Origin of the sequence: Tepidicaulis sp. (assembly GCF_965222285.1) — a bacterium.
Taxonomy (GTDB): Bacteria; Pseudomonadota; Alphaproteobacteria; order Parvibaculales; family Parvibaculaceae; genus Tepidicaulis.
The window spans coordinates 879,586-905,928 of the sequence record NZ_OZ244942.1; the positions used below are offsets into that span (position 1 = coordinate 879,586).

The 26,343-nt window shown below is 61.3% G+C and carries 26 protein-coding genes; 12 read left to right on the plus strand and 14 right to left on the minus strand.

Going from position 1 to position 26,343, the window contains the following annotated elements:
* Positions 1 to 190: 190 nt before the first annotated feature.
* From ACOQOT_RS04135 to ACOQOT_RS04145, 3 genes are all read left to right on the plus strand, one after another.
* Positions 191 to 2,638, plus strand: a complete 2,448-nt coding sequence (locus ACOQOT_RS04135) for a Lon protease family protein (protein WP_420561109.1) — start codon at positions 191 to 193, stop codon at positions 2,636 to 2,638.
* A gap of 116 nt (positions 2,639 to 2,754) precedes the next feature.
* Positions 2,755 to 3,618, plus strand: a complete 864-nt coding sequence (locus tag ACOQOT_RS04140) for a universal stress protein (RefSeq protein WP_420561110.1) — start codon at positions 2,755 to 2,757, stop codon at positions 3,616 to 3,618.
* Positions 3,619 to 3,646: 28 nt separating this feature from the next.
* Positions 3,647 to 4,018: a hypothetical protein gene (locus ACOQOT_RS04145; RefSeq protein ID WP_420561111.1), complete on the plus strand. Its 372-nt coding sequence runs from the start codon at positions 3,647 to 3,649 to the stop codon at positions 4,016 to 4,018.
* Positions 4,019 to 4,093: 75 nt separating this feature from the next.
* On the opposite strand, the gene ACOQOT_RS04150 is transcribed toward ACOQOT_RS04145, so the two are convergent.
* Positions 4,094 to 5,221, minus strand: coding sequence for a beta-ketoacyl-ACP synthase III (locus ACOQOT_RS04150; protein ID WP_420561112.1), 1,128 nt, complete (start codon positions 5,219 to 5,221; stop codon positions 4,094 to 4,096).
* 179 nt (positions 5,222 to 5,400) lie between these two features.
* Between ACOQOT_RS04150 and ACOQOT_RS04155 the strand changes: the two genes are divergently transcribed.
* Positions 5,401 to 6,039, plus strand: a complete 639-nt coding sequence (locus tag ACOQOT_RS04155) for a pyridoxamine 5'-phosphate oxidase family protein (RefSeq protein ID WP_420561113.1) — start codon at positions 5,401 to 5,403, stop codon at positions 6,037 to 6,039.
* An 11-nt stretch (positions 6,040 to 6,050) separates the two neighbouring features.
* Here ACOQOT_RS04155 and ACOQOT_RS04160 read toward each other — a convergent pair whose 3' ends face one another.
* The 3 genes from ACOQOT_RS04160 to ACOQOT_RS04170 all read right to left on the minus strand — a co-directional run bounded on the left by ACOQOT_RS04160 (position 6,051) and on the right by ACOQOT_RS04170 (position 8,266).
* Positions 6,051 to 6,509, minus strand: a complete 459-nt coding sequence (locus ACOQOT_RS04160) for a bactofilin family protein (RefSeq protein WP_420561114.1) — start codon at positions 6,507 to 6,509, stop codon at positions 6,051 to 6,053.
* A 276-nt stretch (positions 6,510 to 6,785) separates the two neighbouring features.
* Entirely contained in the window at positions 6,786 to 7,370 is a 585-nt protein-coding gene (locus tag ACOQOT_RS04165; protein WP_420561115.1) for a DNA-3-methyladenine glycosylase I, read from the minus strand.
* On the minus strand, positions 7,367 to 8,266 hold the full coding sequence (locus ACOQOT_RS04170; protein WP_420561116.1) for a YgfZ/GcvT domain-containing protein: 900 nt from the start codon (positions 8,264 to 8,266) through the stop codon (positions 7,367 to 7,369). Before ACOQOT_RS04170 ends, ACOQOT_RS04165 begins: the two co-directional genes overlap by 4 nt.
* A gap of 147 nt (positions 8,267 to 8,413) precedes the next feature.
* Between ACOQOT_RS04170 and ACOQOT_RS04175 the strand changes: the two genes are divergently transcribed.
* Positions 8,414 to 9,376, plus strand: a complete 963-nt coding sequence (locus ACOQOT_RS04175) for a glycosyltransferase family 9 protein (RefSeq protein ID WP_420561117.1) — start codon at positions 8,414 to 8,416, stop codon at positions 9,374 to 9,376.
* Positions 9,373 to 10,707, plus strand: coding sequence for a dihydroorotase (locus ACOQOT_RS04180; protein ID WP_420561118.1), 1,335 nt, complete (start codon positions 9,373 to 9,375; stop codon positions 10,705 to 10,707). The genes ACOQOT_RS04175 and ACOQOT_RS04180 overlap by 4 nt, the downstream gene beginning before the upstream one ends.
* A 19-nt stretch (positions 10,708 to 10,726) precedes the next feature.
* Here ACOQOT_RS04180 and ACOQOT_RS04185 read toward each other — a convergent pair whose 3' ends face one another.
* Entirely contained in the window at positions 10,727 to 11,167 is a 441-nt protein-coding gene (locus ACOQOT_RS04185; RefSeq protein WP_420561119.1) for a VOC family protein, read from the minus strand.
* A gap of 186 nt (positions 11,168 to 11,353) precedes the next feature.
* Between ACOQOT_RS04185 and ACOQOT_RS04190 the strand changes: the two genes are divergently transcribed.
* The 4 genes from ACOQOT_RS04190 to ACOQOT_RS04205 are packed head-to-tail and all read left to right on the plus strand — an operon-like array spanning position 11,354 to position 16,515.
* Positions 11,354 to 12,346, plus strand: a complete 993-nt coding sequence (locus tag ACOQOT_RS04190; RefSeq protein ID WP_420561120.1) for an MDR family oxidoreductase — start codon at positions 11,354 to 11,356, stop codon at positions 12,344 to 12,346.
* Between the two features lie 42 nt (positions 12,347 to 12,388).
* Entirely contained in the window at positions 12,389 to 14,239 is a 1,851-nt protein-coding gene (locus ACOQOT_RS04195; RefSeq protein WP_420561121.1) for an AMP-binding protein, read from the plus strand.
* 58 nt (positions 14,240 to 14,297) lie between these two features.
* Positions 14,298 to 14,939, plus strand: a complete 642-nt coding sequence (locus ACOQOT_RS04200; RefSeq protein ID WP_420561122.1) for a LysE family translocator — start codon at positions 14,298 to 14,300, stop codon at positions 14,937 to 14,939.
* A gap of 31 nt (positions 14,940 to 14,970) precedes the next feature.
* On the plus strand, positions 14,971 to 16,515 hold the full coding sequence (locus ACOQOT_RS04205; protein ID WP_420561123.1) for an acetolactate synthase large subunit: 1,545 nt from the start codon (positions 14,971 to 14,973) through the stop codon (positions 16,513 to 16,515).
* A 72-nt stretch (positions 16,516 to 16,587) separates the two neighbouring features.
* On the opposite strand, the gene ACOQOT_RS04210 is transcribed toward ACOQOT_RS04205, so the two are convergent.
* The 7 genes from ACOQOT_RS04210 to ACOQOT_RS04240 form a co-directional block, all read right to left on the minus strand.
* On the minus strand, positions 16,588 to 16,902 hold the full coding sequence (locus tag ACOQOT_RS04210; RefSeq protein ID WP_420561124.1) for a hypothetical protein: 315 nt from the start codon (positions 16,900 to 16,902) through the stop codon (positions 16,588 to 16,590).
* Between the two features lie 227 nt (positions 16,903 to 17,129).
* Positions 17,130 to 17,585, minus strand: coding sequence for a TIGR02301 family protein (locus tag ACOQOT_RS04215; protein WP_420561125.1), 456 nt, complete (start codon positions 17,583 to 17,585; stop codon positions 17,130 to 17,132).
* A gap of 101 nt (positions 17,586 to 17,686) precedes the next feature.
* Positions 17,687 to 18,157, minus strand: a complete 471-nt coding sequence (locus tag ACOQOT_RS04220) for a MarR family winged helix-turn-helix transcriptional regulator (RefSeq protein ID WP_420561126.1) — start codon at positions 18,155 to 18,157, stop codon at positions 17,687 to 17,689.
* A 69-nt stretch (positions 18,158 to 18,226) separates the two neighbouring features.
* The gene (locus tag ACOQOT_RS04225; protein WP_420561127.1) at positions 18,227 to 19,009 is read right to left on the minus strand and encodes an SDR family NAD(P)-dependent oxidoreductase; all 783 of its coding nucleotides are present in this window, start codon (positions 19,007 to 19,009) and stop codon (positions 18,227 to 18,229) included.
* Positions 19,010 to 19,165: 156 nt separating this feature from the next.
* Positions 19,166 to 19,747: a hypothetical protein gene (locus ACOQOT_RS04230; RefSeq protein WP_420561128.1), complete on the minus strand. Its 582-nt coding sequence runs from the start codon at positions 19,745 to 19,747 to the stop codon at positions 19,166 to 19,168.
* Positions 19,748 to 19,880: 133 nt separating this feature from the next.
* Complete coding sequence (locus tag ACOQOT_RS04235; protein WP_420561129.1) at positions 19,881 to 20,288, minus strand: hypothetical protein; 408 nt, start codon at positions 20,286 to 20,288, stop codon at positions 19,881 to 19,883.
* 18 nt (positions 20,289 to 20,306) lie between these two features.
* A complete protein-coding gene (locus ACOQOT_RS04240) occupies positions 20,307 to 20,822 on the minus strand; it encodes a Fur family transcriptional regulator (RefSeq protein ID WP_420561130.1) in 516 nt (171 codons plus the stop codon).
* A gap of 155 nt (positions 20,823 to 20,977) precedes the next feature.
* Between ACOQOT_RS04240 and ACOQOT_RS04245 the strand changes: the two genes are divergently transcribed.
* Complete coding sequence (locus ACOQOT_RS04245) at positions 20,978 to 21,682, plus strand: SOS response-associated peptidase (protein WP_420561131.1); 705 nt, start codon at positions 20,978 to 20,980, stop codon at positions 21,680 to 21,682.
* 223 nt (positions 21,683 to 21,905) lie between these two features.
* The gene (locus ACOQOT_RS04250; protein WP_420561132.1) at positions 21,906 to 23,399 is read left to right on the plus strand and encodes a hemolysin family protein; all 1,494 of its coding nucleotides are present in this window, start codon (positions 21,906 to 21,908) and stop codon (positions 23,397 to 23,399) included.
* Between the two features lie 4 nt (positions 23,400 to 23,403).
* Here the strand turns inward: ACOQOT_RS04250 and ACOQOT_RS04255 are convergent, their stop codons facing one another.
* Together ACOQOT_RS04255 and ACOQOT_RS04260 are read right to left on the minus strand one after the other, a co-directional pair.
* A complete protein-coding gene (locus ACOQOT_RS04255; RefSeq protein WP_420561133.1) occupies positions 23,404 to 24,837 on the minus strand; it encodes an FAD-binding oxidoreductase in 1,434 nt (477 codons plus the stop codon).
* A gap of 18 nt (positions 24,838 to 24,855) precedes the next feature.
* Complete coding sequence (locus ACOQOT_RS04260) at positions 24,856 to 26,274, minus strand: serine hydrolase domain-containing protein (protein ID WP_420561134.1); 1,419 nt, start codon at positions 26,272 to 26,274, stop codon at positions 24,856 to 24,858.
* Positions 26,275 to 26,343: the final 69 nt, after the last annotated feature.

Sequence of the window (26,343 nt, forward strand, 5' to 3'; positions counted from 1 at the left end):
TTGCCGGAACTCTTCCTCACCCGCGCGTCTCTCCCCGTTTCATTCGTTCTTATGGCCCGCACCCTACTGAGCGCCGCCGCGCTTGTCGATCTTGGACGGGTGTCATGTAGGCCAAGCATCACTTGCATGGGTCCACATGAGCCGGTCATGATACCGCTCGTTTACATGATGTGCGATGCGAGAGTGATCGATGTCCGTCCAGCCTTTGCCGAGCGACCTTCTCTACACTGTATGCGATCTGTCCGAACATGGTTTCGAGACGACGCAGGATCTGGAAGAAGTGCCGGGGCTGGTCGGCCAGGAGCGGGCATTGGATGCGATCCGCTTCGGCACGCGTATCAAGCGGCAGGGTTACAATCTTTTCGTGCTCGGCCCCTCCGGCGCGGGCAAGCACACCGCCGTCATGAGCTATCTGACGGCGGAGGCAAAAAATCAGAAAGCTCCTTCCGATTGGGTCTATGTCAATAATTTCAATATTGCGCATAAGCCGCTTGCGCTCGAATTGCCGAGCGGACGGGCGCAGAAATTGAAAGAGGCGCTGCGCTCCGCGCTTGACGATCTAAAGCTTTCCATCCCCGCCATTCTGGAAAGCGAGGAATACAAAACCCGCCGCCAGGCCGTGGAAGGGGAATATGCGAACCGCCAGCAAAAAGCCTTCGAGACGCTGAACAAGCGTGCCGAAGATGCGGGCATCGCGCTGGTGCGCACGCCCTCCGGCCTCATCCTTGCGCCCGCCGAAAACGGCGAGGTGATCAAGCCGGAAGACTTCAACGCCAAGCCCAAGGAAGAAAGGGCGCGCATCGAGCGCGTCATCGCCGAGCTGCAAAAAGAGCTCGGCAATATCATCGAGCACATTCCCTCCTGGGAAAAAGAAAAGCACGAGCGCATTTCCGAGCTTAACCGGGCGATCGCCGTTTCCGCCGTCGGGCGGGCCATGCGGGCGATCAAGTCCGAATTCGCGCATATGAAGAAAGTGGCCGCCTGGCTGGAGGAGGTCGAGGAAGACCTCATCGCGCATATCAATCTTTTCGCCGGTAACGATGGCCGGGAAGACGGGCGCGAGCCGCTTTTCGGCGCGGGAGAGGAAGACGACCGCGCGCCCATGCGCCGTTATGAGATCAATATCATTGTCGACGGCACGCATTCTGAAAATGGCGGCGGCGCGCCCGTCGTCTTTGCCGACCATCCGACGCTCGGTAATGTGCTGGGCCGGGTCGAGCATGTCTCGCAAATGGGCGCGCTTCTGACGGACTTTACCTTGATCAAGCCGGGCGCGCTCCACCGGGCAAATGGCGGTTATCTCATCATCGATGCGATCAAGCTTCTGCGCGAGCCTTTCGTCTGGGATGCGCTGAAGCGCGCCTTGCGCTCGCGCCAGATCGTCATGGAATCGGCCAGCGAATATCTCTCGCTCGTCAGCACCGTCTCGCTGGAGCCGGAACCCATTCCCCTCGATTTGAAAATCGTGCTGATGGGCGACCGGCAGCTTTATTACATGCTCTGTGCTTATGATTCCGATTTCGCCGAGCTTTTCAAAGTGCCCGCCGATTTCGATGACGTGATCGACCGGGAACCGGAAAACGATCTTCTCTTCGCCCGCTTCGCGGCGACCATCGCCGCGCGGGAAAAACTTCTGCCTTTCGACAAGTCCGCTATTGCAAGGCTCATCGAGCGCGCCTCGCGGCTTGCGGAAGATACGGAAAAGATATCGCTTCTCATCGCGCCCATTGCGGACCTGATGCGCGAGGCGGATTTTCTGGCAAGCGAGGCGGACGCCAAGCAAGTGACCGCTGCGCATGTGGACGAGGCGGTGGAGGCGCAAATCTCCCGCACGGACCGGCTGCGCGAACGCTCCCATGAAGCCATCGCCCGCGACATTCTCATGGTCGATACGGAGGGTGAGGCGGTGGGCCAGGTCAATGGCCTATCCGTGCTTCAGCTCGGCCAATCGAGCTTCGGCCGGCCGGGCCGGATCACGGCGCGTGTGCGCACCGGCGGGCAAAGCGCGCGCATCATCGATATCGAGCGGGAGGTTGATCTCGGCGGGCCGCTTCATTCCAAGGGCATGCTCATTCTCTCAGGCTATCTTGCGGGCACCTTCCTGCCGCGCGAGCCGCTGTCGCTGAGCGCCAGTCTCGTGTTCGAGCAGTCTTATGGCGGCGTCGACGGGGACAGCGCCTCCTCGGCGGAGCTTTATGCGCTTCTCTCCGCCCTTGCCGACCTGCCGATCAAACAGAGCCTTGCGGTGACGGGCTCCGTCAATCAGATGGGTGAGGTGCAGGCGATCGGCGGGGTGAACGAAAAGATCGAAGGCTTTTTCGACATTTGCGCGCGCCGCGGCCTGACCGGCGATCAAGGCGTGCTCATTCCCGCCGCTAATGTCAAACATCTGATGCTGCGCCAGGACGTGGTGGATGCGGCGGAGCGGGGCATGTTTGCGATCTATCCCGTTGCCCGTATCGAGGAAGGGGTGGAGCTTTTGATGGATCTGCCCGCAGGTAAGCGCGAGCGGAACGGCGAATTCCCGCCCAATAGCGTTTTTGCCCGTGTCGAGGCGGCGCTCACGCGCTTTGCCGCCGCGGCCCGCCCGCCTATGCCGCGCGGGGCGGCGAAAGATGGCGGGTTCCGCGTGAGTTAAGCTGTGCGGGCAGCGGAACGCATCCGCTTAGTGAAACGTTTGATCTGTATCATTCGGCCGCCGCACGGTTAAGATTAGGCTGGAGCCTGTGAAATGGAACCAAAGGAGGGTCGGCCATGTCCATTCGCAAAATTCTCGTCCCCTTGAAAGGCGGCGCGCAAGACAAGGTCGTGCTCGGCGCGGCGGCGCGCGTTACCAAGCAGCTCGGCGGACAGCTCACTGGGCTCTTCGTGCGCCCCGATCCCACCGAGGCGCTGCCCTATATGGGCGACGGCGTGTCGGGTCAGGTAATCGAGCAATTGCTGGATGCGGCCAAGGAAGGCGCCGATGCCGCCTCCGCCCGCGCCAGTGCCTCCCTTCATGAAGCGGCGAAAGAAGCCGGCCTTGAGGTGGTCAAGGCGGGCGGGCCGCTTCCCTCCGCCCGGTTCTACGATGTGACGGGCCGTCAGGACGTCGTCATTTCCGAAGAAAGCCGGCTCGCCGATCTCGTCGTCTTTGCCGAAGGCGAGCCCGATGGCGATCAGTTCGGCGGCGATGCGCTGGAAGCAGCGGTGATGAATGCGGGCCGCCCGGTGCTGATTGCGCCGCAGGACGGCTTTGCCGGCAAACTTGGCGGCACCGTTGTCATCGGCTGGGACGGCAGCGTCCAAGCCTCGCACGCCGTCAGCGCCGCGCTTGCCTTTTTGCAGGCGGCGGAAAAAATCGTCATCCTGTGTATCGGGGAAGATGAAATCGAACCGGAACGCGGCGCACGGCTGAAAGACTATCTCAGCCTGCATGACGTGAAGGCGGAACTACGCCTTGTGGATCGGAAAGACCGCTCCACCGGCCAGGCGCTTCTGGAAGAAGCCGGGGCGCTCGATGCCGGGCTTCTCGTCATGGGCGCTTACAGTCATTCGCGCCTGCGCGAATTGCTCATCGGCGGCGTCACCCGCCATGTGCGCGGCCATGCCAGCATCCCGGTGCTGATGGCGCATTGATTAGAAAAACACAAAGAAGGAGAACGCGATGACCCTTTACCGCGTCCGCATGCATGCCGCCCGCTCCGAAGAGTTTCCCGAAGGCAGCAAAGCCCATGGCTATGACTTCGTCGTACCGCTCGATAAGCAGATGCGGCTCGATCCCGATGCCTGGAAAAATCACAGCCGCGATTGCCGCGTGCACCGCTTCTGGTCGGGCGAAGACGATCAGCGCGGCCTCCTGCGCCATATCGGCCGGGGCTGGGTGTTCGATTACGATGAAGAAGAAACGGATGATAACGAGCCCTTCTTCAAACTCGACCGCCACGAAATCAAGGAAGGCGAGTATCTTTCCGTGAAGGAACAGGATGGGGAAACCCGCACCTTCCAGATCGTTTCCGTCCAGCCTTACGTTCAATAAACGAGCTTTACGGCAAAAGAAAACCCCGGCAGCCGCAAGGCGCCGGGGTTTTGTTTTTCGTGAATGGCGTTTTTTTTAAGCGGCGAGCCGCCGGACAATCACATTGCCCGCCGAATAACCGGCGCCGAAGGAGCAGATCACGCCGAGCGCACCTTCGGGCAAATCATCGGAGAACTGGCTGAAGGCGATGATGGAGCCGGCCGAGCTCGTATTGGCGTATTCATGCAGGATGTTGGGCTGTTCTTCGGGCGAAGGATCGCGGCCCAGCACTTTCCGGCCGATGAAATCGTTCATGTTGATATTGGCCTGGTGCAGCCACATGCGTTTCAGCTCGGCGGGGTCGAGCTTGTTCTCGGCCAGATGGTCGGTGATGAGCTGGGCGACCATGGGCACCACTTCCTTGAAGACCTTGCGTCCTTCCTGCACGAAAAGCTTGTCGTCGAGGTTCATTGCTTCGGGTGCGGCGCGGTTCAGGAAGCCGAAATTGTTGCGGATATTGTTGGAGAATTTCGTCAGCAGCTTGGTGCCGAGAATTTCCCAGGCATGTTTCGATTTTGCCTGGTCCGCGCGTTCCACGATAATGGCAGTGCACACATCGCCGAAAATAAAATGGCTGTCGCGGTCCCGGAAGTTGAGATGGCCCGAGCAGATTTCAGGATCGACGACGAGCACGCAGTTCGCCCCGCCGGACTGCACCATGTCATGGGCAGCCTTGATGCCGAAGGTGGCCGAGGAACAGGCGACATTCATGTCGAAGCCGAAGCCGTCGATGCCGAGCAGGTCCTGCACTTCAACGGCAATGGCCGGGTAGGGGCGCTGCAGGTTGGAACAGGCGACGATGACGGCGTCGATGTCTTGCGGTTTCTTGCCGGCCTGGGCCATCGCCTTTTTGGCGGCGTCCACCGACATTTCCGCCAGGATCGAGGGCTCGTCATTCGAGCGTTCCGGCAGGCGCGGGCACATGATGTCGGGATCGAGAATGCCTTCCTTGTCCATCACGTACCGGCTCTTGATGCCGGAGGCTTTGACGATGAATTCGGTGCTGGAAGGCGAAAGCGCCTCCACTTCCCCGGCTTCGATCTTGGCCTTGTTGGCCTCGTTGAAGCGGCGCACATATTCATTGAAGGATTCCACCAGCTCTTCATTGCTGATGGAGTTGGGCGGCGTAAAAACACCGGTCCCGCTAATCACGACTTTTGTCACGCGTTCCCACCCGGTCGTTGCGCTTCGCATGAAATGGCCGGTTTGCGGCCCGGCCTTGTTGACCCATAGTCTGGTTCGCGCGAAGCGGTATCTCAAACTATATGACGATGCTCAGAAAATAGGCGACTAAGGCCTTTATGGCTATAGGCTTACTGAGATTGCAGTAAACAGGGGGCAGAATGGCGGATTTAGCGGGGCGCGCGGGCACCGAAGCGGCAGGGGAAACGCTGGAGATGGTCTGGCGCGCGGTGCGCGCGGCGCTGGAAGGGGCGGCAAAGCCCGGCGCGGCCTTCAACAAATCCGTGCTCGCAACGCGCGGGCTGGACGGCAGCCCGCAGGCGCGCACCATCATCCTGCGCGAGGTGGATGTGAGCACCGGCCTCATCCGCCTTCACACCGATGCCCGCTCGGCCAAATGCGCGGAAATTCAAGCCTGCCCCGACGTTACCTTGCTCGGTTATGATAGCGAGGGGGATGTGCAACTGCGCATCAAGGCGAAAGGCGCCGTGCATATAAGAGATGCGGTGGCGGATGCGGCCTGGGAAGGGGCGAGCGATTCCAGCCTGCGCGCCTATCTTGTGGAAGCGGCGCCCGGAACCGCCCGCGCCGCGCCTGGCACCGGCCTGCCGGGAGATGCGGAAGGGCGCATTCCCGCGCGTGCCCGCCTCGAAGACGGGCGCGATAATTTTGCCGTGATCCGGCTTCAGATCGCGGAAATCGACTGGCTGAGGCTGGCCCGGGAAGGGAATCGCCGCGCGCGTTTCACATTTGCGGGGGGCAAGGGGGGCACGCGCGCGGGCGATTGGCTTCAGCCATAGCTCGCCGGGCTTTACGAATTAACGGCTTTCTTCTGCGTCTCGCTGGGTTTGTTTTCGGGCGAACCGGATTTGGCGCCCGCTTTCGGCGTGCCGACATCGAGCTCGCCCGTCAGCTGGCCGCCCTGTTCCACGCGCAACTCGCCGTAATGGATCGTGCCGCGCACTTTCCCGGTCGATTTGATCGCAAGGCAGCCTTTTACGTTGAGCGTGCCGTCGAAATTCCCCTCGATCTCCGCTTCATCGACATTGGCCTGGCCTTTGACGACGCCGCTTTCACCGACCGTGAGCGAGCCCGATTCGATTTCCGCTTCCACATTCCCCTCGATGACCAAAGCCTCGCAGGAGCGGATCTCGCCTTTCAGGTCGAGGCCGCGGCCCACATGCAAATGCGCGTGGCGCTCGTTCTGGGCCTGAGCTTGCGGCTGGGATTGCGGCGCGCCGCCCAGCGTGCGCACCGGCGGGCGTTTCATTTCGTAAGCAGGAATGGACCGGCCCGTAGTTTCCCCCGCCGTATCGGATAAAGATGACGCCATCGTTTTATCGTCCTTCTTCTCTTCGCTTGATTTTTCGGAATTGGATTTTTCGGTGCTGAACGCGTCGGAAGATGTGCGCGACGACCCCGCACTCTGTTTTTGTGATGAGCGCGAAAACATAATCACTCCCCAATTGTCATTAAGAACCGGGAAGAGCGTAAGAATGTAATGAGGCTGCGATGCGGAACGAATGTGGCGAAAGAGTGATAGGTCTTATTTTCTCATTGCAAGTTGCGCACAATCGCCGTGACGGAAGCATGTCGTCATGTGATCGTTCACAAGCCCGCTTGCTTGCGCGAAGGCATAGACGATCGTCGGTCCACAGAATTTAAAGCCGCGGCGTTTGAGTTCTTTGGAAAGCGCGCGGCTCATCTCCGTTTCCGCTGGCACCTCTTTCATCGATGTGAAGCGGTTTTGCTTCGGTGTGCCGTCTGCAAAGTCCCAGATGAAATCGGAAAAACTTCCCTCTTTCTCCATAATATCGAGATAGGCCCTGGCGCTGCCGATCGCCGCTTCGATTTTGCCGCGATGACGGATGATGCCGGCATCCTGCAACAGGCTTTCGACTTTCTTCGGCGTGTAGCGCGCTATTCTTTCAGGATCAAAGCCGTCGAAGGCGGCGCGGAAGTTTTCGCGCTTTCGCAAAATGGTTATCCAGGAAAGCCCGGCCTGAAAGCCTTCGAGCAGAAGCTTTTCAAAAAGCGCGCGGTCGTCATATTCCGGCACGCCCCATTCTTCATCATGATAGGCGAGGTAAAGCGCGTCCTCACCCGGCCAGCTGCAGCGCGTCGGGCTCATGCGTCGTTCTCATCCTCGTTGCCGGATGTCTCAAGCGTGAAATCCGCCCAGTCCGGCAGATGAATGTGCAAAACGCTATCGCCGGCCTGCAGTTTGCCGGCCGCTTGCGCGGTCTTGATCTGAATGAGCGCGTGGGAGCCAAGCACGGAGAGGACTTCGCCGACAGTGCGCCCCTCCCGCGTCACCGCCTCGCCGGGGGCAAGGTCTTCGCCTTGAATTTCGGCGGGCAGAATGCGTTTGCGCACCTGGCCGCGCCGCTTCGTGCGCGAGGCGACTTCCTGGCCGACGAAACACCCTTTTTTGAAATCGAAGGCGTGCAGTGAATCGAGATTGGCTTCGAGAGGAAAGGTCTTTTCCGGCAAGAGCTCGAAACCGGCTTCCGGCACGCCGAGCGCCATGCGCTTTTCATGGTAGGCGTCGGCGCCGGTGAGCTCATAGCCGCCGTCGCGCAGACAAAGCTCGGCCGTCTCGCGCGGCAGAATGACCCGTTTGCCAAGCGCAGGCAGGCGCGGGTCTACATAAGTGACGCCGCAGAGTCCGTCTTCGGCTGCGCCGGGTGCGCTCTCGTGGCCCTCATCGAGCAGCACGGCCACGGCATCGTTCCCGCTTTGATCCGCGAGTTCTACTTTCGCGCGCAGCTTATAGAAGAAGAGGCGCTTCAGAATCTCTTTCGCGCGGGCCGCTTCGCAATCGGCCAGATAGCCGTCTCCGTCCTTGATCAGAAAAAGATCGAAGAGGAATTTGCCCTGCGGCGTCTGCATGAGCGTATAGACGGCGCAGTCCTCGCTTACGAGATCCATGTTCTGCGTCAAAAGCCCTTGCAGGAAGGAATGGGCATCCGGTCCCGATATCCGCAGAATACCGCGCTCCGGCAAGAGGCAGGCACGTGAGGCCATGAGTGTCACCTTTCCGTTGGCCTTCAGATTTAGGCTCCCTTGCGCCCGGACGCAACGGGGTTACCGGATTGTGAGCGCTATCGCAGTGCTTGGCACATGTTCTGCGACTTCGTATAACCGGTGAGCTTCTGGGGATGAAAGAAGTCGATGCGTATACTTTTTATCAGCTCGAGTTACTTGGGCGATGCGGTTCTCACCACCGGGGTGCTGGCTCATTTGATGGCGCAGTATCCCGGCGCGCGCTTCACCGTGGCTTGCGGGCCGGGGCCGGCGGATCTTTTCCGCGCCAATCCCCAGGTCGAGCATGTCCATGTGATGCGCAAGAAACGCCGCTCGGGTCATTGGATCGACCTTCTGAAGGAGGTCTGGGCGCAGCGCTGGTCCATGGTTGTGGACCTGCGCGGCTCGGCGACGTCCTATGTGCTGCGCACCTGGCGGCGCCGGGTGCTGCGGCCCAATCATTCGCTCCACCGGGTGCCGCATATCGGCTCGGTGCTGGGGCTCGATCCGCCGCCATGCCCCACGGTCTGGCTGACGAAAGAGGCCGAGGCGCGCGCCGCCGAGCTCATTCCGGACGGGCGCAAGGTGCTCATCATCGGCCCGACGGCCAATTGGCCGAAGAAAATGTGGCCCTCGGAGCGCTATGCGGACTTCGCGCTGCGGATCACGGCGCCGGGCGCCCCGCTCGACGGCGCGGACATCATGCTCCAGGGCGGTCCCGGCGAGCAGGACCAGATCGGCCCGATTTATGAAGCGATCCCGAAAGAGCGGCTGATCGATCAGGTGGGCTCCGACCTTGTGACGGCGGCTGCTTGTTTTAGGCGCGCGGCGCTTTATGTCGGTAATGATTCCGGTCTGATGCATCTGGCAGCGGCGGCGGGGGCGCCCACCCTTGGTCTTTTCGGCCCCACCCAGGAAAATCTCTATGCGCCCTGGGGCGAACATGCCGCCTTTGTGCGCGGCCCGCGCTGCCTGGAGGAAATCGAGGCCGATCCCGCCTTCGACCGCAACAGCCCCGATTGCGCGATGGGCGATTTGACGGTCGAAGCGGTCTATGATGCAGCGGTTACATTGCTTGAGAAGACAAGAGGAAAGGCCGGCCCCCGATGAGCAAAACCTATGACCTTCTGATCCGCGGCGGAATCATCGTCAATCATGACGGGCAAAGACCGGGGGATGTGGCGGTCAAGGATGGGAAGATCGCGGCGATCGGTCAGATCGGGGCAGCGGATGCCGCAGAAGTGATCGACGCGCAGGGCCTGCATGTGCTGCCCGGCGTTATCGACAGCCAGGTGCATTTGCGTGAGCCTGGGGCGGCGCATAAGGAAGATCTGGAATGCGGCGGGCGCGCCGCTGTCAAAGGCGGGGTGACGGGCGTCTTCGAAATGCCCAATACCAAGCCGCCGACGACGACGCCCGAAGCGCTGGCCGATAAAGTCTCCCGCGCGCGCCACCGTATGTATTGCGATTTTGCTTTCTATGCCGGCGCGACGACGGAAAACGCCAAGGAGCTGCCGGAGCTGGAGCGCCAGCCGGGCTGCTGCGGCATCAAGGTTTTCATGGGCTCGTCCACCGGTAATCTGCTCGTGCCGGACGATGATCATGTGCGCGAGGTGCTGCGCAATCTGACCCGCCGCGCTGCCTTTCACTCCGAAGACGAGTTCCGCCTGCGCGAGCGCCGCCCGCTTGCCGAAACCGGCAATGTGCACACGCATCCGGTCTGGCGCGATCATATCGCCGCGATCCAGTGCACCGAGCGCCTCGTGCAGCTGGCGCGTGAGGAAGGCAAGCGCATTCATGTGCTGCATATTTCAACCGCCGAGGAAATGGACATTCTCGCCGCTCACAAGGACATTGCGACGGTGGAAACGACGCCGCAGCATCTCACTCTTGTGGCGCCTGACTGTTACGATGAAATCGGCACGCTTGCGCAGATGAACCCGCCGATCCGCGATGCCCATCACCGTGAGGGCATCTGGCGGGGCGTGGCCGCAGGCATTGTCGATGTCATCGGCTCCGACCATGCGCCTCATACGCTGGAAGAAAAATCCCACACCTATCCCAATTCCCCTTCCGGTATGCCCGGTGTGCAAACGCTGGTGCCGATCATGCTCGATCATGTAAACGCGGGCCGGCTGACACTCGAGCGCTTCGTCGATCTGACCTCCCACGGGCCGAACCGGATTTTCGGCATCGCCGGCAAAGGCCGCCTTGCGGTCGGCTATGATGCCGACATCACCATTGTCGACATGAAGAAAAAGCACACGATCGAGAACAAGTGGATCGAAAGCCGCGCGGGCTGGACGCCGTTCGACGGCAAGACCGTCACAGGCTGGCCCATCGGCACCATCGTGCGCGGCCACAAAGTCATGTGGGAAGACGAAATTCTGGGCGCGGCGCCGGGCGAGCCTATGCGCTTCCTCGAAGCGCTGGGCGCGTGAGTTAGGCGCTCAACCGGCCTTAGCCCTCATAGCCCGGGCCGAGCGGCTGGCCGTAGGAAAATTCGACCACACGTCCGTCAGGGTCTTTAAGCGCGCAGAAATAACCCACCGGCGGGGGCAGGTCCCGCGGCTCCCAGAAAAGATGCGCCTTGCCTTTCTCGGCAATCTCATCGACCGCCTTGCGGCTGTCCAGCGCAAAGCCAAGATGGCTCATATCGTGCTCGGGCTGAGGATCGGGCCTGCCACCTGCAATCAGCACGAACACGAATTCATGTTCCTTGCCGGGTTCGGCCAGCCAGATCACGCGGATACCGTCATTTTCCCGCTCATGCACATTCTCCATGCCGCAAAAGCGCATGTAGAAGGTCGCCGTTTTGTCGATATCGGCGGTATGAAAGGCCATATGGGTGAAGGCCGGGCGGAAAAGGGCGCGTGTTCCTGCAGTTTCGGTTTCATTCATGAAGATGCCTCCGGGTTTGAGGAATCCCCTGCCGCCTATAGTCTAGCAGCCCTTGGTGGGCCCGGCCATTGCGCGACTTGACCGTGAGGGCGTTTTGGGGTCGTGTGAGGGCCAAATTCGCGGGGGAATCCCCGTAAAACGGGGGCGTGAAGACCCCCAGTACATAAGTCTAGAGGGATGGCATTGATGAGCGAGACGTTCCGCGCGCTGCTGGTGACGAAAACCGATGACGGGCAGAAATCCGAGATCGTGGATTTCAACGAGGCCGATTTGATGGAAGGCGATGTCTCCGTCGATATCGCCGCCTCCACGATCAATTTCAAAGACGGTCTGGCGCTGACCGGCGCCTCGCCCATCATCCGCAAGCCCGCGCTTATTCCGGGCATCGACTTTTCGGGCACCGTCACCGCCTCGGACAATCCGAACTTCAAGCCGGGCGACAAAGTCGTGCTCAACGGCTGGGGTGTCGGCGAAGGTCATCATGGCGGCTATGCGGAAAAAGCCCGTGTCAAAGGCGACTGGCTGGTGAAACTGCCGGAGGGCCTTTCCCTCGAGCAGGCCATGGCCATCGGCACCGCCGGGTATACGGCCATGCTCTCGGTGCTTGGCCTTGAAAAGCAGGGCGTTAAACCCGGCGACGGCGATGTGCTGGTGACGGGCGCGGCCGGGGGCGTCGGCTCCGTTGCCATCGCGCTTCTTTCCAAGCTCGGCTACCGGGTTCTTGCCTCCACGGGCCGCGCCTCGGAAGCCGATTATCTGAAAAGCCTCGGCGCAGCGGAAATCATCGACCGCGCGGAGCTTTCCGAAAAAGGCAAACCGCTCGGCAAGGAGCGCTGGGCCGCGGCGGTGGATGCCGTCGGCTCCCACACGCTTGCCAATGTGCTCGCGCAAACCGCTTATGGCGGCACGGTCACGGCGTGCGGTCTGGCGCAGGGGCCGGATCTGCCTGCCACCGTCATGCCCTTTATCCTGCGCGGGGTAAAGCTGATCGGCATCGATTCCGTTATGGCGCCGAAAGCGGCCCGCGAAGAGGCCTGGGCGCGGCTTGCCAAGGACCTCGACCTGAAAAAACTCGACGCGATGACGACGAAGGCCGGGCTTGGCGATCTGCCGAAACTGGCCGGGGACATTCTGGCCGGCAAGGTGCGCGGGCGCATGGTGATCGACGTCAAGGCGTAAGGCATTCAACAACAAAGAAACGAACTCTGGGAGGAAGAGGCCATGAACAAACCGGCCTTTCGCGATCCGCGATATTTGGAACGGCGGGTAGATGTGAAACGCCGCGCAGACGGCTCGATCATTCTGGCCAACCCTCATGAATTGAAGCCGCGCGCAGCGAACCTGATCGAGCCTTTGCGCCGCTGGGCCGAAGAGCGCCCGGATCAAACCTGGCTCGGCAAGCGTAAAACGCCCGCGGCGGGGGAGAAATACGGCCCGTGGGAGCTGCTGTCCTATAAGGACGCAAATGCCAAGGTGAATGCAATCGCCCAGGCATTGCTCGACCGCGGTCTCGATCAGACGAAGCCGGTGATGATCCTCTCGGCCAACTCGCTCGAACATGCGCTGCTGACTTACGGCGCCATTCTGGCGGGGGTGCCGGTGGCGCCCGTCTCGCCGTCCTATAGCCTTATCAGCAGCGATTTCGACAAGCTGAAATATGTGGTGAACCTCGTCGAGCCGAAGCTCATCTTCGTGCAGGAAGCGGCACCTTTCGCAAAAGCGCTGGCCGCGCTCGATTTGGATGGCGTGGAAGTCGTCAGCGTCGACGGGGGGGCGGGAACACCTTTTGCCTCGCTCCTTGAAACGCGCCCGGCAAACGCTGTCGAGGAAAGCTATGCGCGGCTTAGCGATGATATGGTCGCGAAATATCTCTTCACTTCCGGCTCCACCGGCATGCCGAAAGCCGTCATCACCACGCAGCTCATGATGTGCACCAATGCGGTGATGCCCTCGAGCGTCGTCGATGAAGAGCCCGACCGTGTGCCGGTCATGCTCAACTGGCTGCCCTGGAACCATTGTTTCGGCGGCAATGCGATCCTGAACAATCTGCTCACCTCCGGCGGCACGATGTATATCGATGGCGGCCGCCCGGTGCCGGGGCAGTTTGAGGAAACGCTGCAGAACCTGCGCGAGATCGCGCCGACCTCTTATTCCAACGTACCGGCCGCCTACGGCATGCTGGTGCCGGAGCTTGAAAAAGACGACGATCTGGCACGCAACTTCTTTTCCAATATCCGCACGCTTGCCTATGGCGGGGCGGCCCTCAGCCAGGACCTTTACGACCGCATTCAGGAAGTCGCGGTGCGCATTACCGGCGAGCGGATCGTCTTTTCCTCCGGCTATGGGGCGACGGAAACCGCGCCCACCATCATGAACGTGCATTGGGAAACCGAGCGCATGGGCCTTCTCGGCTTGCCGCTGCCGGGCATCGAGCTCAAACTCGTGCCCACCGGCTCCAAGCTCGAAGTACGCGTCAAAGGCGACTGCATCACCAAGGGCTATTACAAGAACCCGGAAAAGACGGCGGAGGCGTTCGACGAAGAAGGCTTCTACCGGCTGGGCGATGCGGCGAAATTCGTCGATGAGAACCGGCCCGAAGAAGGGCTGGTCTTCGACGGGCGCGTCGCCGAAGACTTTAAACTCTCCACCGGCACCTGGGTGAGTGCGGGGCGTCTGCGCGTGCAAGCTATCGAGGCGGCGGGCGGCCTGTTGCAGGACGCGCTCGTGACCGGGCTCGACAAGGAATATATCGGCATTCTGGGTTTCCCGAATATTCCCGCCTGCCGCCAATGCGCAGGCGATGAGAACCTCGCACCGGAAGAGCTGATCACCCATCAGGGCGTACTCGAAAAGCTGGGCGCGGGCCTTGCCAAGCACAACAGCACGAATCCAGGTTCTTCGACGCGGGTTAGCCGGGCGATGCTGATGAGCGAGCCGCCCAGCATCGATGCGGGGGAGCTGACGGATAAAGGCTATATCAACCAGTCCACCGCCCTTGCGCGGCGCGCCGATCTGGTTGAAAAACTCTATGCGGACCCGCCCGGCAACGACGTGGTGGTTGTCGGCAAGTAAGCGGGGCGCAAGGTCGCCGCGCCGTAAAAGGCACGCCGGAAAGAGGAAGAGACCGGGCATGGAATATCTGACGCTCCTGGTGAGCGGTATTCTGGTCGGGGTGGCGGTCGCCGCCCCCATCGGCCCGGTCAATCTCATCTGCATCCGCCGGACGCTGAAATATGGCGCGGTGAACGGTTTTGCCTCCGGTTCCGGCGCGGCCATTGGCGATGGGGTTTTTGCGACCATTGCCGCTTTCGGTGTGACGGCGGCGATTACGTTCGTGAAGACGCACTCCTTCTGGCTGCAAATGCTGGGCGGGCTTTTTTTGATCGCGCTTGGCATCCGCACCTGGTTTGCCCAGCCGCATCTCGATGACAGCCTGCCGGAAAACGCCTTGGGCGATCTTCTGCCTGTCATCGGCACGACATTTTTCCTGACCATCACGAACCCGGCCACCATGCTGGGCTTCATGGCGATATTCGGCGGGATCGCAGGTTTTACCGTGGGCAGCGAGGATTATGGCCGCGCGCTCTTGCTGGTTGCTTCCGTGGTGGCCGGATCGGCACTCTGGTGGGCGCTTTTGACCGGCTTTGTCGGGCGTTTCCGCAACCGGATGAGCGACAAGATGCTGGAAATCATCAATCACGTCTCCGCCGGGCTGATTATTCTGTTCGGCCTCGGCGTGAGTGGACGTGTACTATGGGAACGGTTCCTGTGAAGAGCCGGACGAAAAAGAGGGAGCGGAACGAATGAACGGTGCAGAAAGTCTTGTGCAGACGCTGGTGGATTCAGGCGTGGAGGTCTGCTTCACCAATCCCGGCACCTCGGAAATGCATTTCGTTGCGGCGCTGGACAAGGTGCCCGGCATGCGCGCCATGCTCGGCCTTTTCGAAGGCGCGGTAACAGGGGCTGCCGATGGCTATGGCCGCATGGCGGAAAAGCCCGCGGCAACGCTGCTTCACCTCGGCCCCGGCCTCGCCAACGGCCTTGCCAATCTTCACAATGCCCGCCGCGCCTCAACGCCGCTCGTCAATATTGTCGGCGATCATGCGACCTATCACGCGCAATATGATGCGCCGCTTGCTTCGGACATCAAAGGCTTTGCCGCCCCGGTTTCCGGCTGGGTGCATTCATCGAGCCATCCCAAATATGTGGCCGCCGATGCCGCCCGCGCCGTCGCCGCTGCCCGTCAGGCACCGGGACAGGTGGCGACATTGATCCTGCCGGCCGATACTGCCTGGCTCGACGCGGACGGCCCGGCACCGGCCTTGCCTGTGACCGGCCCTGCGCCTGTGAGCGAGAAAGCGGTGGAACGGGCCGCCGGCGCGCTCAAGAACGGCAAGAAGACGGTCATTCTCATTCGCGGTGAAGCGCTGAAGGAAGAGGGGCTTCAGGCAGCGGGCCGCATCGCGGCGAAATCCGGCGCGCGGCTGATCTGCGACACTTTCACGCCGCGCCTGCAGCGCGGGGCGGGGCGCGTTGCCATCGAGCGGCTTCCTTATTTTGCCGAGCAGATCGAGGAAAACCTCGCCGGTACCGAACAGATGATCATTATCGGCTCGAAGCCGCCCGTCTCCTTCTTTGCCTATCCCGGCAAGGCGAGCTGGCTGACGCCGGAGGGCTGCGACATTCTCATGCTCGCCCATGCCCATGAAGACGGGGTGGGCGCGCTTCAGGCGCTTGCCGAAGCCATCGGCGCGCCGAAAGAACCGGCCCATGTCGCCCCGCTCGAAAAGCCGGAGCTGCCCTCCGGCAAACTCGACAGTTTCACGGCGGGCCAGATCATCGGCCATTATCTGCCGGAAGGCGCGATCGTTTCGGACGAAGCGGCGACCTCGGGCATCGGCCCGGCGATCTATACCGCTAATGCCGCTCCGCACGATCACCTCTCGCTAACCGGCGGCTCCATCGGCCAGGGCCTGCCCGTGGCGACGGGCGCAGCCGTTGCCTGCCCGGACCGTAAGGTCGTCTGCCTGCACGGCGACGGCGGGGCGATGTACACGCTGCAAACGCTGTGGAGCCAGGCGCGCGAAGGGCTCGACGTGACGACGGTAATCTTCGCCAACCGCTCCTATGCGATCCTCAATGTGGAACTGATGCGGGTGGGCGCGGAAAATGCCGGGCCGAAGGCGCTTTCCATGCTCGATCTGCATAATCCCGAGCTTGATTGGGTGAAGCTTGCGCAGGGCATGGGCGTCGAGGCCATGCGCGCGGAAACGGCGGAAGAATTCGCCGATCAGTTTTCCCGCTGCATGCGCACGAAAGGCCCGCATCTTATCGAAGCGGTGGTCTGAGGCAGGCATTGCCGCAAAAGAAAAGAGCGCCCTGGCTATGCCGGGGCGCTTTTCGTTTCGGCGCTTTAAGACTTAGTGATGGGTGCGCTGAAGCGTGAATTCGCCGTGGCGGATCCGGTCGGCCAGATTCTCGGCCATGTCGGCGACATTATCTTCGCCCAGCACATCGACCATGTCGCTGAACGCGGCGTAAAGCGCGGCGCTTGCCACGATGTCGGCGGACGCGCCGGCCTGCAGCGCTTCTTCCCAGGCATCGAGTAAGAGATCGAGCGCCAACTGGCGCTGCTCATCTTCGCTCGGAAAGAGGGCGTCGGTGGCCTCGGTTTCAAAATCCGCATCGTCCAGATCGGACAGAAGGCTCATGCGCGTGGGTCGGGTTTTAGACATTAAAACGGGTGCTCACTTTTCCAGTTTGCAAGTCGGACGGGCCGCACCCTCCGTATGACACAAACGCTGCCTGGATCGAAAAGGGACCGGCAAAGTCTGCAGATTTGTGTTGTTGTAACACAAATTTTTCGGGCTTGCGCGATGAAAGATAGGAGACGGTTAACCTCTCGCCCGGCGTTAAGCAAGGGAGGGTAAATAAAAATCCGGCCAAGGCCGCCCGATTATGGTTAAGGCCGGGCGATGGCGGAGAGGCGGGCGGAGAGCTTCGCGCCTTCATCCAGAAGCCGGTTGATTTCCGTCACCGTCTTGCCCGAGCAGCGCCCATGGGCAATCCGGGCCTTGTGATAAGCGCTGTTGAAATGGCCGACCAGGAGCTCGCGGGTCTGTTCATCCGGCTCGGTGGCTTTCAGGAGTTCGCGCATTTTTTCGCGCCAAACCTGGCCTTCGCTGCCATCGCACAGATCGCGCATATAGTGAACGGAGCCCAGAATCTCCGCGACGCGCAGCACATCTGCCCAATAAGCCGCCGCCCGTCCGGACTTGCCTCCCGTTTGAGCATAGGCCGCGGGCCCCGCGCCAAGAAGGGCGCCGGCAACGAGCGCCTGTATCAAAAAGACACAGAACGCGCGGGCCGGGGCGCGGCCATGGGAGCCGCTATGGGACAGGTTTCGGGCGCAGGGCATGGCTGGAAACGGGCATCCTTTCCGTTTTTCGAATTCTCAAAGCTTCGTGAAGCAGGAGATGCAGAAACGGGGCCAGCGGCAGGCGGCGGCGAGGGGAGCCCTCAATTGTCCTGAGGCGCGGCCATTTCATCGGCCAGATGCGGTGAGGCCTCATAGCGGCGGGTGTCGAGGAGATAGGCGAGCTCGGAGAGCGCATCGAGTATTTTTTCCATATCTCCCTCGTAAAGGAGGGTGGGTAGGAAACGGGCAAGTTCCAGCTCGAATTCGCGGTGCTTGGCAAGGCCGCTTTCGGTCAGGCGGAGTTTGACGCTGCGCGCATCATCGGCGTCTTTCTCGCGCATGATGAGACCGCGCCGCTCCATATCGGCGATAAGCGCGGAGGCGGTGGGTTTGCGGATCGAGGCTTCGACCGCAAGCTCGCCCGCCCGCTTCGGCCCGCGCTTCAGAAACATCAGGAAACGGTATTGCGGCACGGTGATGTCGTGCCGGCGCGCCAGCTGCTCGAATTCGCGGAAGAGAAAAACCACGGCCCGGGCCGCGAGGATGAGGCGTCTGTCGATCTGGTCTTCCATCGGCCCCGCCTTGAAGAAAGCCTGCGCTAAGGAGCGCGGGGACCGGTAGCACCGGTCCCCGCGTGTTTGTTAGAAAATCGAATAACCGCCGTCGATGATCAGCGTCGTGCCCGTGTGATAGGCCGAGGCATCGGAGGCGAGATAGACGGCCATGCCGCCGAAATCTTCCGGCTCGCCCCAGCGGCGGATCGGCACGCGGGGGATGACCTTTTCGGCAAAGGCGGGCGCGGCCTGCGCCTGCGAGGTCATGTCCGTTGCAATCCAGCCCGGCAGAATGGCGTTGGCGCGGATGCCGTGACGGGCAAATTCCACCGCCGTGGAGCGGATCATGGAAATGACGGCGCCTTTCGTGGCCGCATAAGCCTGATTGCGGGCTGCCCCTTCGATGGCGGCAAGGCTGGCAATGCCGACGATGGAACCGCCGGGGTCGCCGTTCTTTGCGCGCTCGACCATGTGGCGCGTACCCTCACGCAGCGTCCAGAACACGCCGTCGAGATTGACCGAGAGCACTTTGCGGTAAACTTCCGTGGACATTTCGGTGAAGGAGGGGGCGCCGTAGCCGATGCCGGCATTGGCGAAGATGGAATCGATACGGCCCATGGCGGCAACGGTTTCCAGCATGCCGTCCACGACTTCCTGCTCGTTCGCCACATTCACCTTGCGGCCATAGGCGCGCACGCCGTGCGCTTCGAGCTTTTTCACCGCGTCCGCGTTGCGCTCTTCATTGGTGCCCCAGATGGCGACATCGGCGCCGGATTGGGCCAGCGCTTCGGCCATGCCGAGCCCGATGCCCCGGTTGCCGCCGGTGACGAGCGCGACCTTGCCGGTCAGATCGAAAGGTTTGTAGGTCATGAGAGCCTCCCCTGATTGGCTTCTTGTTTTCATGGCAGTTCTGAAGGCAGGACTATAACACTGCCGAGGCGCTTGCCAGCAAGGAAGGCGGGATTTATCGGCGCAAATGCCCCTTCCGCAGGGGCAGCGGGGCCTTGCGCCGTGAGGATATGAAGCTCAGGAGGATTTCAGGAGGGCGGCCAGATCGTCCACATCTTCGCTGGCAAGCAGCGCGTCGATCTCGTCCTGCTCGGATGTCATGTTGTGGCCGTTGATGATGGCGCTGGTCAGATCGATATATTGGCGAAGCTGCCCCGTCACCGCGGCGACGGTGCTTTTCGTGCGCACCTCATCGCCCGCCGCGATCGCCGCTTCGATGGCTTTCAAACCGGCAAGCGCCGTCGCATCCATCTGCGCGACCAGATGGTCGAAAGGCAGGCGGTAGCGTATGGGCGCGTTTTCGTAGGCCAGGATCGCCAGTTCCTTGTCCTGAAAACAGGAATCGCGGAAATGGTCCGCATAGCTTTTGGGCTGCCACTCGCGCGCATCTTCCATGCATTCGGGAATATCCGCGACCATGTCGAGCAGCATGACGATTTCGTTGAAATGGTTGAGGTAGTCCGTGGCCAGAAGAGTATCTTCATGGATGTTCTTGCCGCGCGCGACTTTGCCGAGCGTGCGCGGATAGCCGATCCCGCCGATGGGGCGGGCGGAGTCTGGCTGCGCGGTGCTGGCGGTTTGTTTGTCTGCGCCGGTCAAGGCGTGCGGGCCCCCGTTGTGAGCATACTCCTCATAGCCCGCTGCCGGCGGGGCCGGCGCGTGCTTCCTCGGGCCGAGACTAGCGGTCAGTGGTTAACAATCATTTCGTTTGGAAATACCGAAAATAGCCGTTTCAGCGGGCATTTTTGGGGAGGAGGCGGGAGGCACCGCCGGAGCTTTGCTTGGCCCCTCCGGCTGCATCACCCGATGGGATATTTTGGCTGATTCCCGCGCCCAGCCTGCCTTCCTCGCGCAGCTCGGCGCATTGGAAATAGGGTTTGAAAGAGAGTTTCTCGGCGTCCGTCGCAAAGGAGCAGGAGAAAACCGATGTGCCTTTTTGAACGATCAGACTGTTGCCGAGGGTGGTGCGGATCTCATAACCGTTAACGATAAGGTCGCTGAGGTTTTTATCCGTCAGCACGAAAGGTCCGTTGCGGGCGCCGATCCCGGCGGCTTCCGTTTCAGGTGTCAGGAGGAAAAGGGCGAGGGCGGGAAGCATCGCCCGCCGGAAGGCCGAGCGGCCATAATCGTTTTTACGCATGCCGTGAAATCCGTTCCGCTAACTTGCCGCGCAATCCCGGCAGAGGCCGGTAATTTCGATCATGCGCTTTTCCTGTTTAAACCCTTCCGCCGCCGCCACTTTCTGCAGGGCCTCGCCGATGGCGGGGTCCGCGATTTCTTTGGCATTGCCGCAGGACCGGCAGATCAGGAACTGGCTGCTATGGGCGCCCATGCTGCCCAGATCCTGATGGCTGCAGCCGATATAGGCATTCAGCGATTCGATGCGGTGGACAAGCCCCTGTTCCAGAAGAAAGTCGAGCGCGCGGTAAACCGTGGGCGGTTTGGGATTGTCGTGCTTCTTGCCGAGCTTGGCGAGCACGTCATAGGCGCCGATGGGCCGGTGCGAACTCCAGACGATTTGCAGTACTTCCTCGCGAATGGGCGTGAGGCGCACCCCGGCGGCATCGCAAAGTGCCCTCGCGCGGGCAAGGGCATCGTCCACGCAAAGCGAATGATCGTGCGGGGTAAAAGCGGCTGCCGCCGGTTTTTTCACGGTCGAGGATTTGGGCGCCAAAACGTCTTCCTTGCTGTTTCACCCGTCGCGGGGCGCCATAATAACATCCAGTATAGCATAATGTGGGTTTATCGCTTTTTCGAAGCATCATCACGGATGCGTGGCCCGGCCGGCGCTTTGATGCGCGCTTGCGGCGAATCTCCTAGTCTTCGCCCATGTGCGGTCGCTTCGTCATCACCACCCCGCCTCAGGCGATGAAAGAGTTGTTCGGGTTTCCCGAGCAGCCGAATTTTCCTCCGCGCCGGAACATCGCCCCCACCCAGCCCGTGCCCGTTATTCATACGGGCGAGGGGCACACGCGGGACGGGGCGCGGCATTTCTCGCTCATGCGCTGGGGGCTCGTGCCGGGCTGGATGAAGAAATTTCCGGACAGCGTGCTCATCAACGCACGGGCCGAAGCGATCCTCGAAAAACCCTCCTTCAGAGGGGGCATCCGCCACAGAAGGGCGCTCATTCCCGCAGACGGGTTTTACGAATGGGACATCCGCACCAAACAGCCCTATTTCATTCACCTGAAAAGCGGCGGCCCCTTCGCCATGGCGGCGATCTGGGAGGACTGGATGGGCGCGGACGGCTCGCAGATCGAAAGCGCGGCGATCGTTACCGTGGCCGCCAAAGGCGGGCTTGCCCCCATTCATCCGCGCAGCCCGGCCATTCTGGATGAAAGCGCCTGGGATGCCTGGCTCGATACGGAAAATGTGCGCCCTGCCGATGCGGTGAAACTGCTTTATGAGCCGGGCGCGCCCGCGCTTGCTTTCCATCCTGTCAGTACCCGCGTCAACAAAGTGGCGAATGACGATGAAAGCCTGATGGCGCCGGTCGCGGCGGATAGCGGGCCGGGGCAGCTCAGCCTTTTGTGACGGCTTTATGTGAGGGGCCGTTCATTTTTTAAGCACCTGCGTGATTCTCTTTGAGAGATTGCTGAGCGCCGGGCCAAAGGGCGCGAAAATGCCCGAATTGGCGCGGGAAGGGCGGCGCGCGCTGCTTCATACTCCACAGGCCCGCATTTTTTGGGATATAGTGGACGCGTTCCGGCCCGCCTCAACACGCCGTTTCAACAGGCAGCCGGCCCATGGAGCCTTGATGGCCGCTGATATCGTTGTCTTGCTGGTGCTGATCGTTCTGAACGGTTTCTTCTCCTTATCGGAGATGGCCGTCGTTTCCTCGCGCCGTCAGCGTCTGCAGGCGCTCCTTTCGCGCAAGCGCGAGCAGGGCAGCGCCAATACGCAAGGCGTGGAAACGGCCCTGCAGCTTCATGCAGAGCCCGGGCGCTTTTTATCGGCAGTGCAGGTCGGCATCACGTTGATCGGCGTTTTTGCCGGTGCTTTCGGTGGTGCGACCTTGGCCGAGCCCTTGGCGGCCACCATGTCGGACATCCCCATGATTGGGGATTATGCGGGCCCCGCCGCCTTCGCGCTCGTTGTTGTCGTCATCACTTACCTCTCGCTGATTGTCGGCGAGCTGGTGCCGAAACAGATTGCGCTGTCGAACCCGGAAGCCTTTGCCTCGGCCATTGCCCGGCCCATGACGGTCTTTGCCCGCGCGCTTTCGCCCATCGTCACGCTGCTGTCCAAATCAAGCGATGCACTTCTCGGCCTTTACGGGGTGAGCGGGCGCGATACATCCGGCGTGACGGAAGAAGAGATCAAACACCTGGTCGAGGAAGGCGTTGCGACCGGCGCCATCGAGACGGTGGAGCGGGACATCATGAACCGCGTCTTCGGCCTCGGCGATTTGCGCGTCGGGGACATGATGACGCCGCGTGTTTCCATGATCTGGCTCGACACGGAACTGCCCTACGAGAAGAATCTGGAACTGGTGCGCGAGCATCAGGAACTGCGCTACGGCGTGCGCAAGGGCGAAAACGGTCCGCCCGTCGGCATGGCGCGCATGGAAGATCTTTTCATCGATTTCAATGCGGGAACGAACGAGGCGCTTTTCGCCAATATGTCGCCGCCGCTCTACATTCCCCGCCGCGCTTCCGTCCTCAAGGCGCTCAGCATTCTGCAGGCGGAAAGCAAGTTCATGGCCTTCATCATCGACGAATATGGCGAGGTGGTGGGCACGATTTCCATGCGCGATATCTTTACCGCCATTGTCGGGGATATTTCCGGCCATGCGGCGCATGATAACAATGCCGTCGTCAAACGCGTGGACGGCTCCTATCTCATCGACGGTGTCGTGTCCGCCGAAGAAGCAAAGCGCGTCCTGAAGCTGAAAAAACTTCCGGGGGACGAATCGAGCGACGTGAACACGCTTGCAGGCGTGATGTTCGACTGGTTCGGACGGCTGCCGCGCGAGGGCGATTATTTCGCCTGGAACGGCTACCGCTTTGAAGTGGCGGATATGGACGGCCCGCGCGTCGATAAAATCCTGGTCGTGCCGGCGCAGAACCTGCCCATCGGCGCCTTCCGCGACAACCGGCAGGCCGAAGCAGTGGCAACGGCGGCGGAGAAAGCCGCAGAAAAAGCAACTGGCACGGCGGGCAAAGAGGTTGCTGAAAAGCCGGAAACGGGTGAGGGCGATCAGACGGAAGCCGAGATCGTGCCCTTCCGCAAGAACCCGGGCGGCAATTAAGCCTCTAAGCGCCGCCCTCTTGCCGCGCGGCGAGTACTTTGCCCGGATTGAGAATGTTCTCAGGGTCGAGCGCCTGTTTGAGTGCCCGCATCATGTCCATTTCCACCGGTGATTTGATCTTCGCCAGCTCATCGCGCTTCAATTGCCCGATGCCGTGCTCCGCGCTGATCGAGCCGCCGAGATCGAGCGCAATGGCATGGACGATGCGGTTGAAGCGGTCCCATTCTTTCAAGAATGCGTGCTTGTCCATGCCGGGCGGCTGGCTCAAATTGAAATGCACATTGCCGTCGCCGATATGGCCGAAGGGGACGGGGCGGATGCCCGGCATTTCTTTTGTGACGGCCTCAAGCGCGCGCTCGATGAAGAGCGGCATTTTGGAGACGGGCACGGAAATATCGTGCTTGATGCTGCCGCCTTCCTCCCGCTGCACATCGGAAAGATTTTCGCGCAGCGCCCAAAGAGCATCGGCCTGCGCGTCCGACTGGGCAATCGTGCCGTCCCGGGTAAGGCCTTCTTCCATCGCCGCGCCCAGCGTCTCGGTCAACAGCGTTTGCAGCGTGTCCGCCGTTCCCCCGGAAGAAAGCTCGATCAGCACATACCAAGGCGAGGGCGCGCTTAAAGGATCGCGGGTTCCTTCCATATGTTTCGTCACGAACTCGATGCCGATGCGCGGCATAAGCTCGAAAGAACTGACAAGCCCGCCGGTGCGCGCCTCGATGAAATGCAAAAGCGAAACGGTTTTGGCGAGCTCCGGCACGGCGGCAAAGGCAACGGCCTTTGCGCTGGGGCGCGGGAAGAGTTTCAAAACGGCGACGGTGATGATGCCGAGCGTGCCTTCCGCGCCGAGAAAGAGCTGTTTGAGATCGTAGCCCGTATTATCTTTGCGCAGGCCCCGCAGCCCGTTCCAGATGCGCCCATCCGCCAGCACGACTTCGAGCCCAAGTACGAGATCGCGCGCATTGCCGTAGCGCAGCACCGCCGTGCCGCCCGCATTGGTGGAAAGATTGCCGCCGATCTGGCAGCTGCCTTCCGAGGCAAGCGAGAGGGGAAAGAGGCGGTCTTCTTTTTCTGCCGCTTCCTGAATGGCGGTGAGCGTGACCCCTGCCTCCACCGTCAGCGTGTTGTTTGCCGCATCGATGGCGCGGATTTTTTTCATACGCTCAAGGGCAAGAATAATGCTGCGCGCATTGTCCGTGATCTGCCCGCCCACAAGCCCGGTATTGCCGCCCATGGGAATGACCGGGGTTTTCGTTTCATGGGCAAGAGCGAGAAGGCGCGAGACCTCTTCCGTGCTGGCCGGTTTGACGATGGCGGCCGCTTTACCCTCGTAAAGCCCGCGCCGTTCGCAAAGATAAGGCGCCATCTCGAACGGGTCGGTGACGACATGGGCCCCGCCCACAATCTCTTTTAGCCGGTCTATCAAAGTGTCATCGCTCATGGCGCTTTCATGGCTTTGTTAGAGGGTGCGGCGATAGGCGCGCACGCCGGTGTGAAGATATTGCGCGCGCCCGCTCCCGTCTTCTCCCAGAAAATGGTAGCCCGCGGCAAGGGTGCGGCCAGGATCGCGCCCGAAAAAGAAATCGGGCCCTGCCGCTTCAAGGGGAATGTCGAGCGGCGGCTGCACCAGTGCATAATCGGCGGAAGGTACGCGTTTGCAGATCAGACTGCCATTTTCTGCGCGCACTTTCATTTCACCGAGCCCGCAGGCATAGGTGCCCTCGAAGCGGGCCGCATCGATTTTTTCCGGCACCGGCCCCACATCTTTTTCCGGCAGTTTGACGCCCGCCAGTTCTTCGAAAAGCGCGGGGAAAAGCTCGTGATAAAGGCCTTTGCCGTCTCCGCCATTCGTTAAAAGCACGATCGCGGTGCCGGAGGCGGGATGAAACCTGAGCCAGGCCGCCTGGCCGATGGTCGAGCCGTCATGACCGAAAATTTCATAAGCCCCGTCTGCTCCCCGCCACATCATAAAGCCGAGGCCGATTGCATCGATCTCCATACCGACAGGCAAGCGGATATTTTCCGCGCGCATGGCAAGGGCGCTTTCCTCGCTTAAAATCCGCGTGCCGTTCGCCGCTATGCCGGGCGCCGTTTCCCCCGATTTGTGAGCGGGCATATGAAGGCGGGCAAACTCGATGACATCGCGCGCCCGCGCCATGGGCGTTGCCCCGGCAGGGCCATTCGACTGGGCAAGAAAAGCGACAGGTGTGACGGCAAGGCCCTTTTCCGGCGAACCGATATGGCCGATGGCGGTGAGATAGCGCATCGCCTGTTCGGGCAGGGTGGAAAAGGCAGGTGTGCCGAGCGGCTTGATCAGCCGGGTGCGCATGGCTTTGTCCCAGTAAAGCCCGCTTGCCGCTTCGATCATACGGCCCGCAATGACAAAGCCGACATTGGAATAGGAGAACATCTCTCCCAAGGGGTGCACATTTTCCTGGGTCGCCAGAAGCGCCACGAATTTTTCGATCCGGTCCTCGCCGCGCCCGGCATTTTTGAAAAGATCGCCCTCGATGCCGCTCGTATGAGAAAGAAGATGGCGGAGCGTGACATGGGCGCTCGTCTCCTCATCCTTCACCTTGAAGTCCGGCAGGTATGTGCGCACGGGCAGGTCGAGAGAAAGGCGGCCTTCTTCCACAAGCTGCATGGCAAGGGTTGCCGTATAAAGCTTGGTGATGGAGCCCACTTGAAAGAGCGCTTCGGGCGTCACCGGCACCTGCGTTTCCAGATTGAGAACGCCGGCCGCCGCTTCTTCAAGCCTGCCATCCGAAAAGACCGCGAGCGAGGCGCCGGGCACACCGTAGCGCCGGATAAGCGCCTCCAGCCGCTCGGTGAGCGCCGGATTTGCGGATGCTTTTGCAGGGGAGCGGGACTGGGACACACCGACCTCTCTTTTTCGCCAAGCTCTTTGCCTGAATCGCAGGCAGATGATCCTAGCAGGCCGCGCGGG

Bases quoted from the DNA above. Each gene is read 5' to 3' on its own strand.
- ACOQOT_RS04135 (WP_420561109.1), top strand. From the start codon at position 191: ATGTCCGTCCAGCCTTTGCCGAGCGACCTTCTCTACACTGTATGCGAT.
- ACOQOT_RS04140 (WP_420561110.1), top strand. From the start codon at position 2,755: ATGTCCATTCGCAAAATTCTCGTCCCCTTGAAAGGCGGCGCGCAAGAC.
- ACOQOT_RS04145 (WP_420561111.1), top strand. From the start codon at position 3,647: ATGACCCTTTACCGCGTCCGCATGCATGCCGCCCGCTCCGAAGAGTTT.
- ACOQOT_RS04155 (WP_420561113.1), top strand. From the start codon at position 5,401: ATGGCGGATTTAGCGGGGCGCGCGGGCACCGAAGCGGCAGGGGAAACG.
- ACOQOT_RS04160 (WP_420561114.1), bottom strand. From the start codon at position 6,509: ATGAAACGCCCGCCGGTGCGCACGCTGGGCGGCGCGCCGCAATCCCAG.
- ACOQOT_RS04165 (WP_420561115.1), bottom strand. From the start codon at position 7,370: ATGAGCCCGACGCGCTGCAGCTGGCCGGGTGAGGACGCGCTTTACCTC.
- ACOQOT_RS04170 (WP_420561116.1), bottom strand. From the start codon at position 8,266: ATGGCCTCACGTGCCTGCCTCTTGCCGGAGCGCGGTATTCTGCGGATA.
- ACOQOT_RS04175 (WP_420561117.1), top strand. From the start codon at position 8,414: ATGCGTATACTTTTTATCAGCTCGAGTTACTTGGGCGATGCGGTTCTC.
- ACOQOT_RS04180 (WP_420561118.1), top strand. From the start codon at position 9,373: ATGAGCAAAACCTATGACCTTCTGATCCGCGGCGGAATCATCGTCAAT.
- ACOQOT_RS04185 (WP_420561119.1), bottom strand. From the start codon at position 11,167: ATGAATGAAACCGAAACTGCAGGAACACGCGCCCTTTTCCGCCCGGCC.
- ACOQOT_RS04190 (WP_420561120.1), top strand. From the start codon at position 11,354: ATGAGCGAGACGTTCCGCGCGCTGCTGGTGACGAAAACCGATGACGGG.
- ACOQOT_RS04195 (WP_420561121.1), top strand. From the start codon at position 12,389: ATGAACAAACCGGCCTTTCGCGATCCGCGATATTTGGAACGGCGGGTA.
- ACOQOT_RS04200 (WP_420561122.1), top strand. From the start codon at position 14,298: ATGGAATATCTGACGCTCCTGGTGAGCGGTATTCTGGTCGGGGTGGCG.
- ACOQOT_RS04205 (WP_420561123.1), top strand. From the start codon at position 14,971: ATGAACGGTGCAGAAAGTCTTGTGCAGACGCTGGTGGATTCAGGCGTG.
- ACOQOT_RS04210 (WP_420561124.1), bottom strand. From the start codon at position 16,902: ATGTCTAAAACCCGACCCACGCGCATGAGCCTTCTGTCCGATCTGGAC.
- ACOQOT_RS04215 (WP_420561125.1), bottom strand. From the start codon at position 17,585: ATGCCCTGCGCCCGAAACCTGTCCCATAGCGGCTCCCATGGCCGCGCC.
- ACOQOT_RS04220 (WP_420561126.1), bottom strand. From the start codon at position 18,157: ATGGAAGACCAGATCGACAGACGCCTCATCCTCGCGGCCCGGGCCGTG.
- ACOQOT_RS04225 (WP_420561127.1), bottom strand. From the start codon at position 19,009: ATGACCTACAAACCTTTCGATCTGACCGGCAAGGTCGCGCTCGTCACC.
- ACOQOT_RS04235 (WP_420561129.1), bottom strand. From the start codon at position 20,288: ATGCGTAAAAACGATTATGGCCGCTCGGCCTTCCGGCGGGCGATGCTT.
- ACOQOT_RS04245 (WP_420561131.1), top strand. From the start codon at position 20,978: ATGTGCGGTCGCTTCGTCATCACCACCCCGCCTCAGGCGATGAAAGAG.
- ACOQOT_RS04250 (WP_420561132.1), top strand. From the start codon at position 21,906: ATGGCCGCTGATATCGTTGTCTTGCTGGTGCTGATCGTTCTGAACGGT.
- ACOQOT_RS04255 (WP_420561133.1), bottom strand. From the start codon at position 24,837: ATGAGCGATGACACTTTGATAGACCGGCTAAAAGAGATTGTGGGCGGG.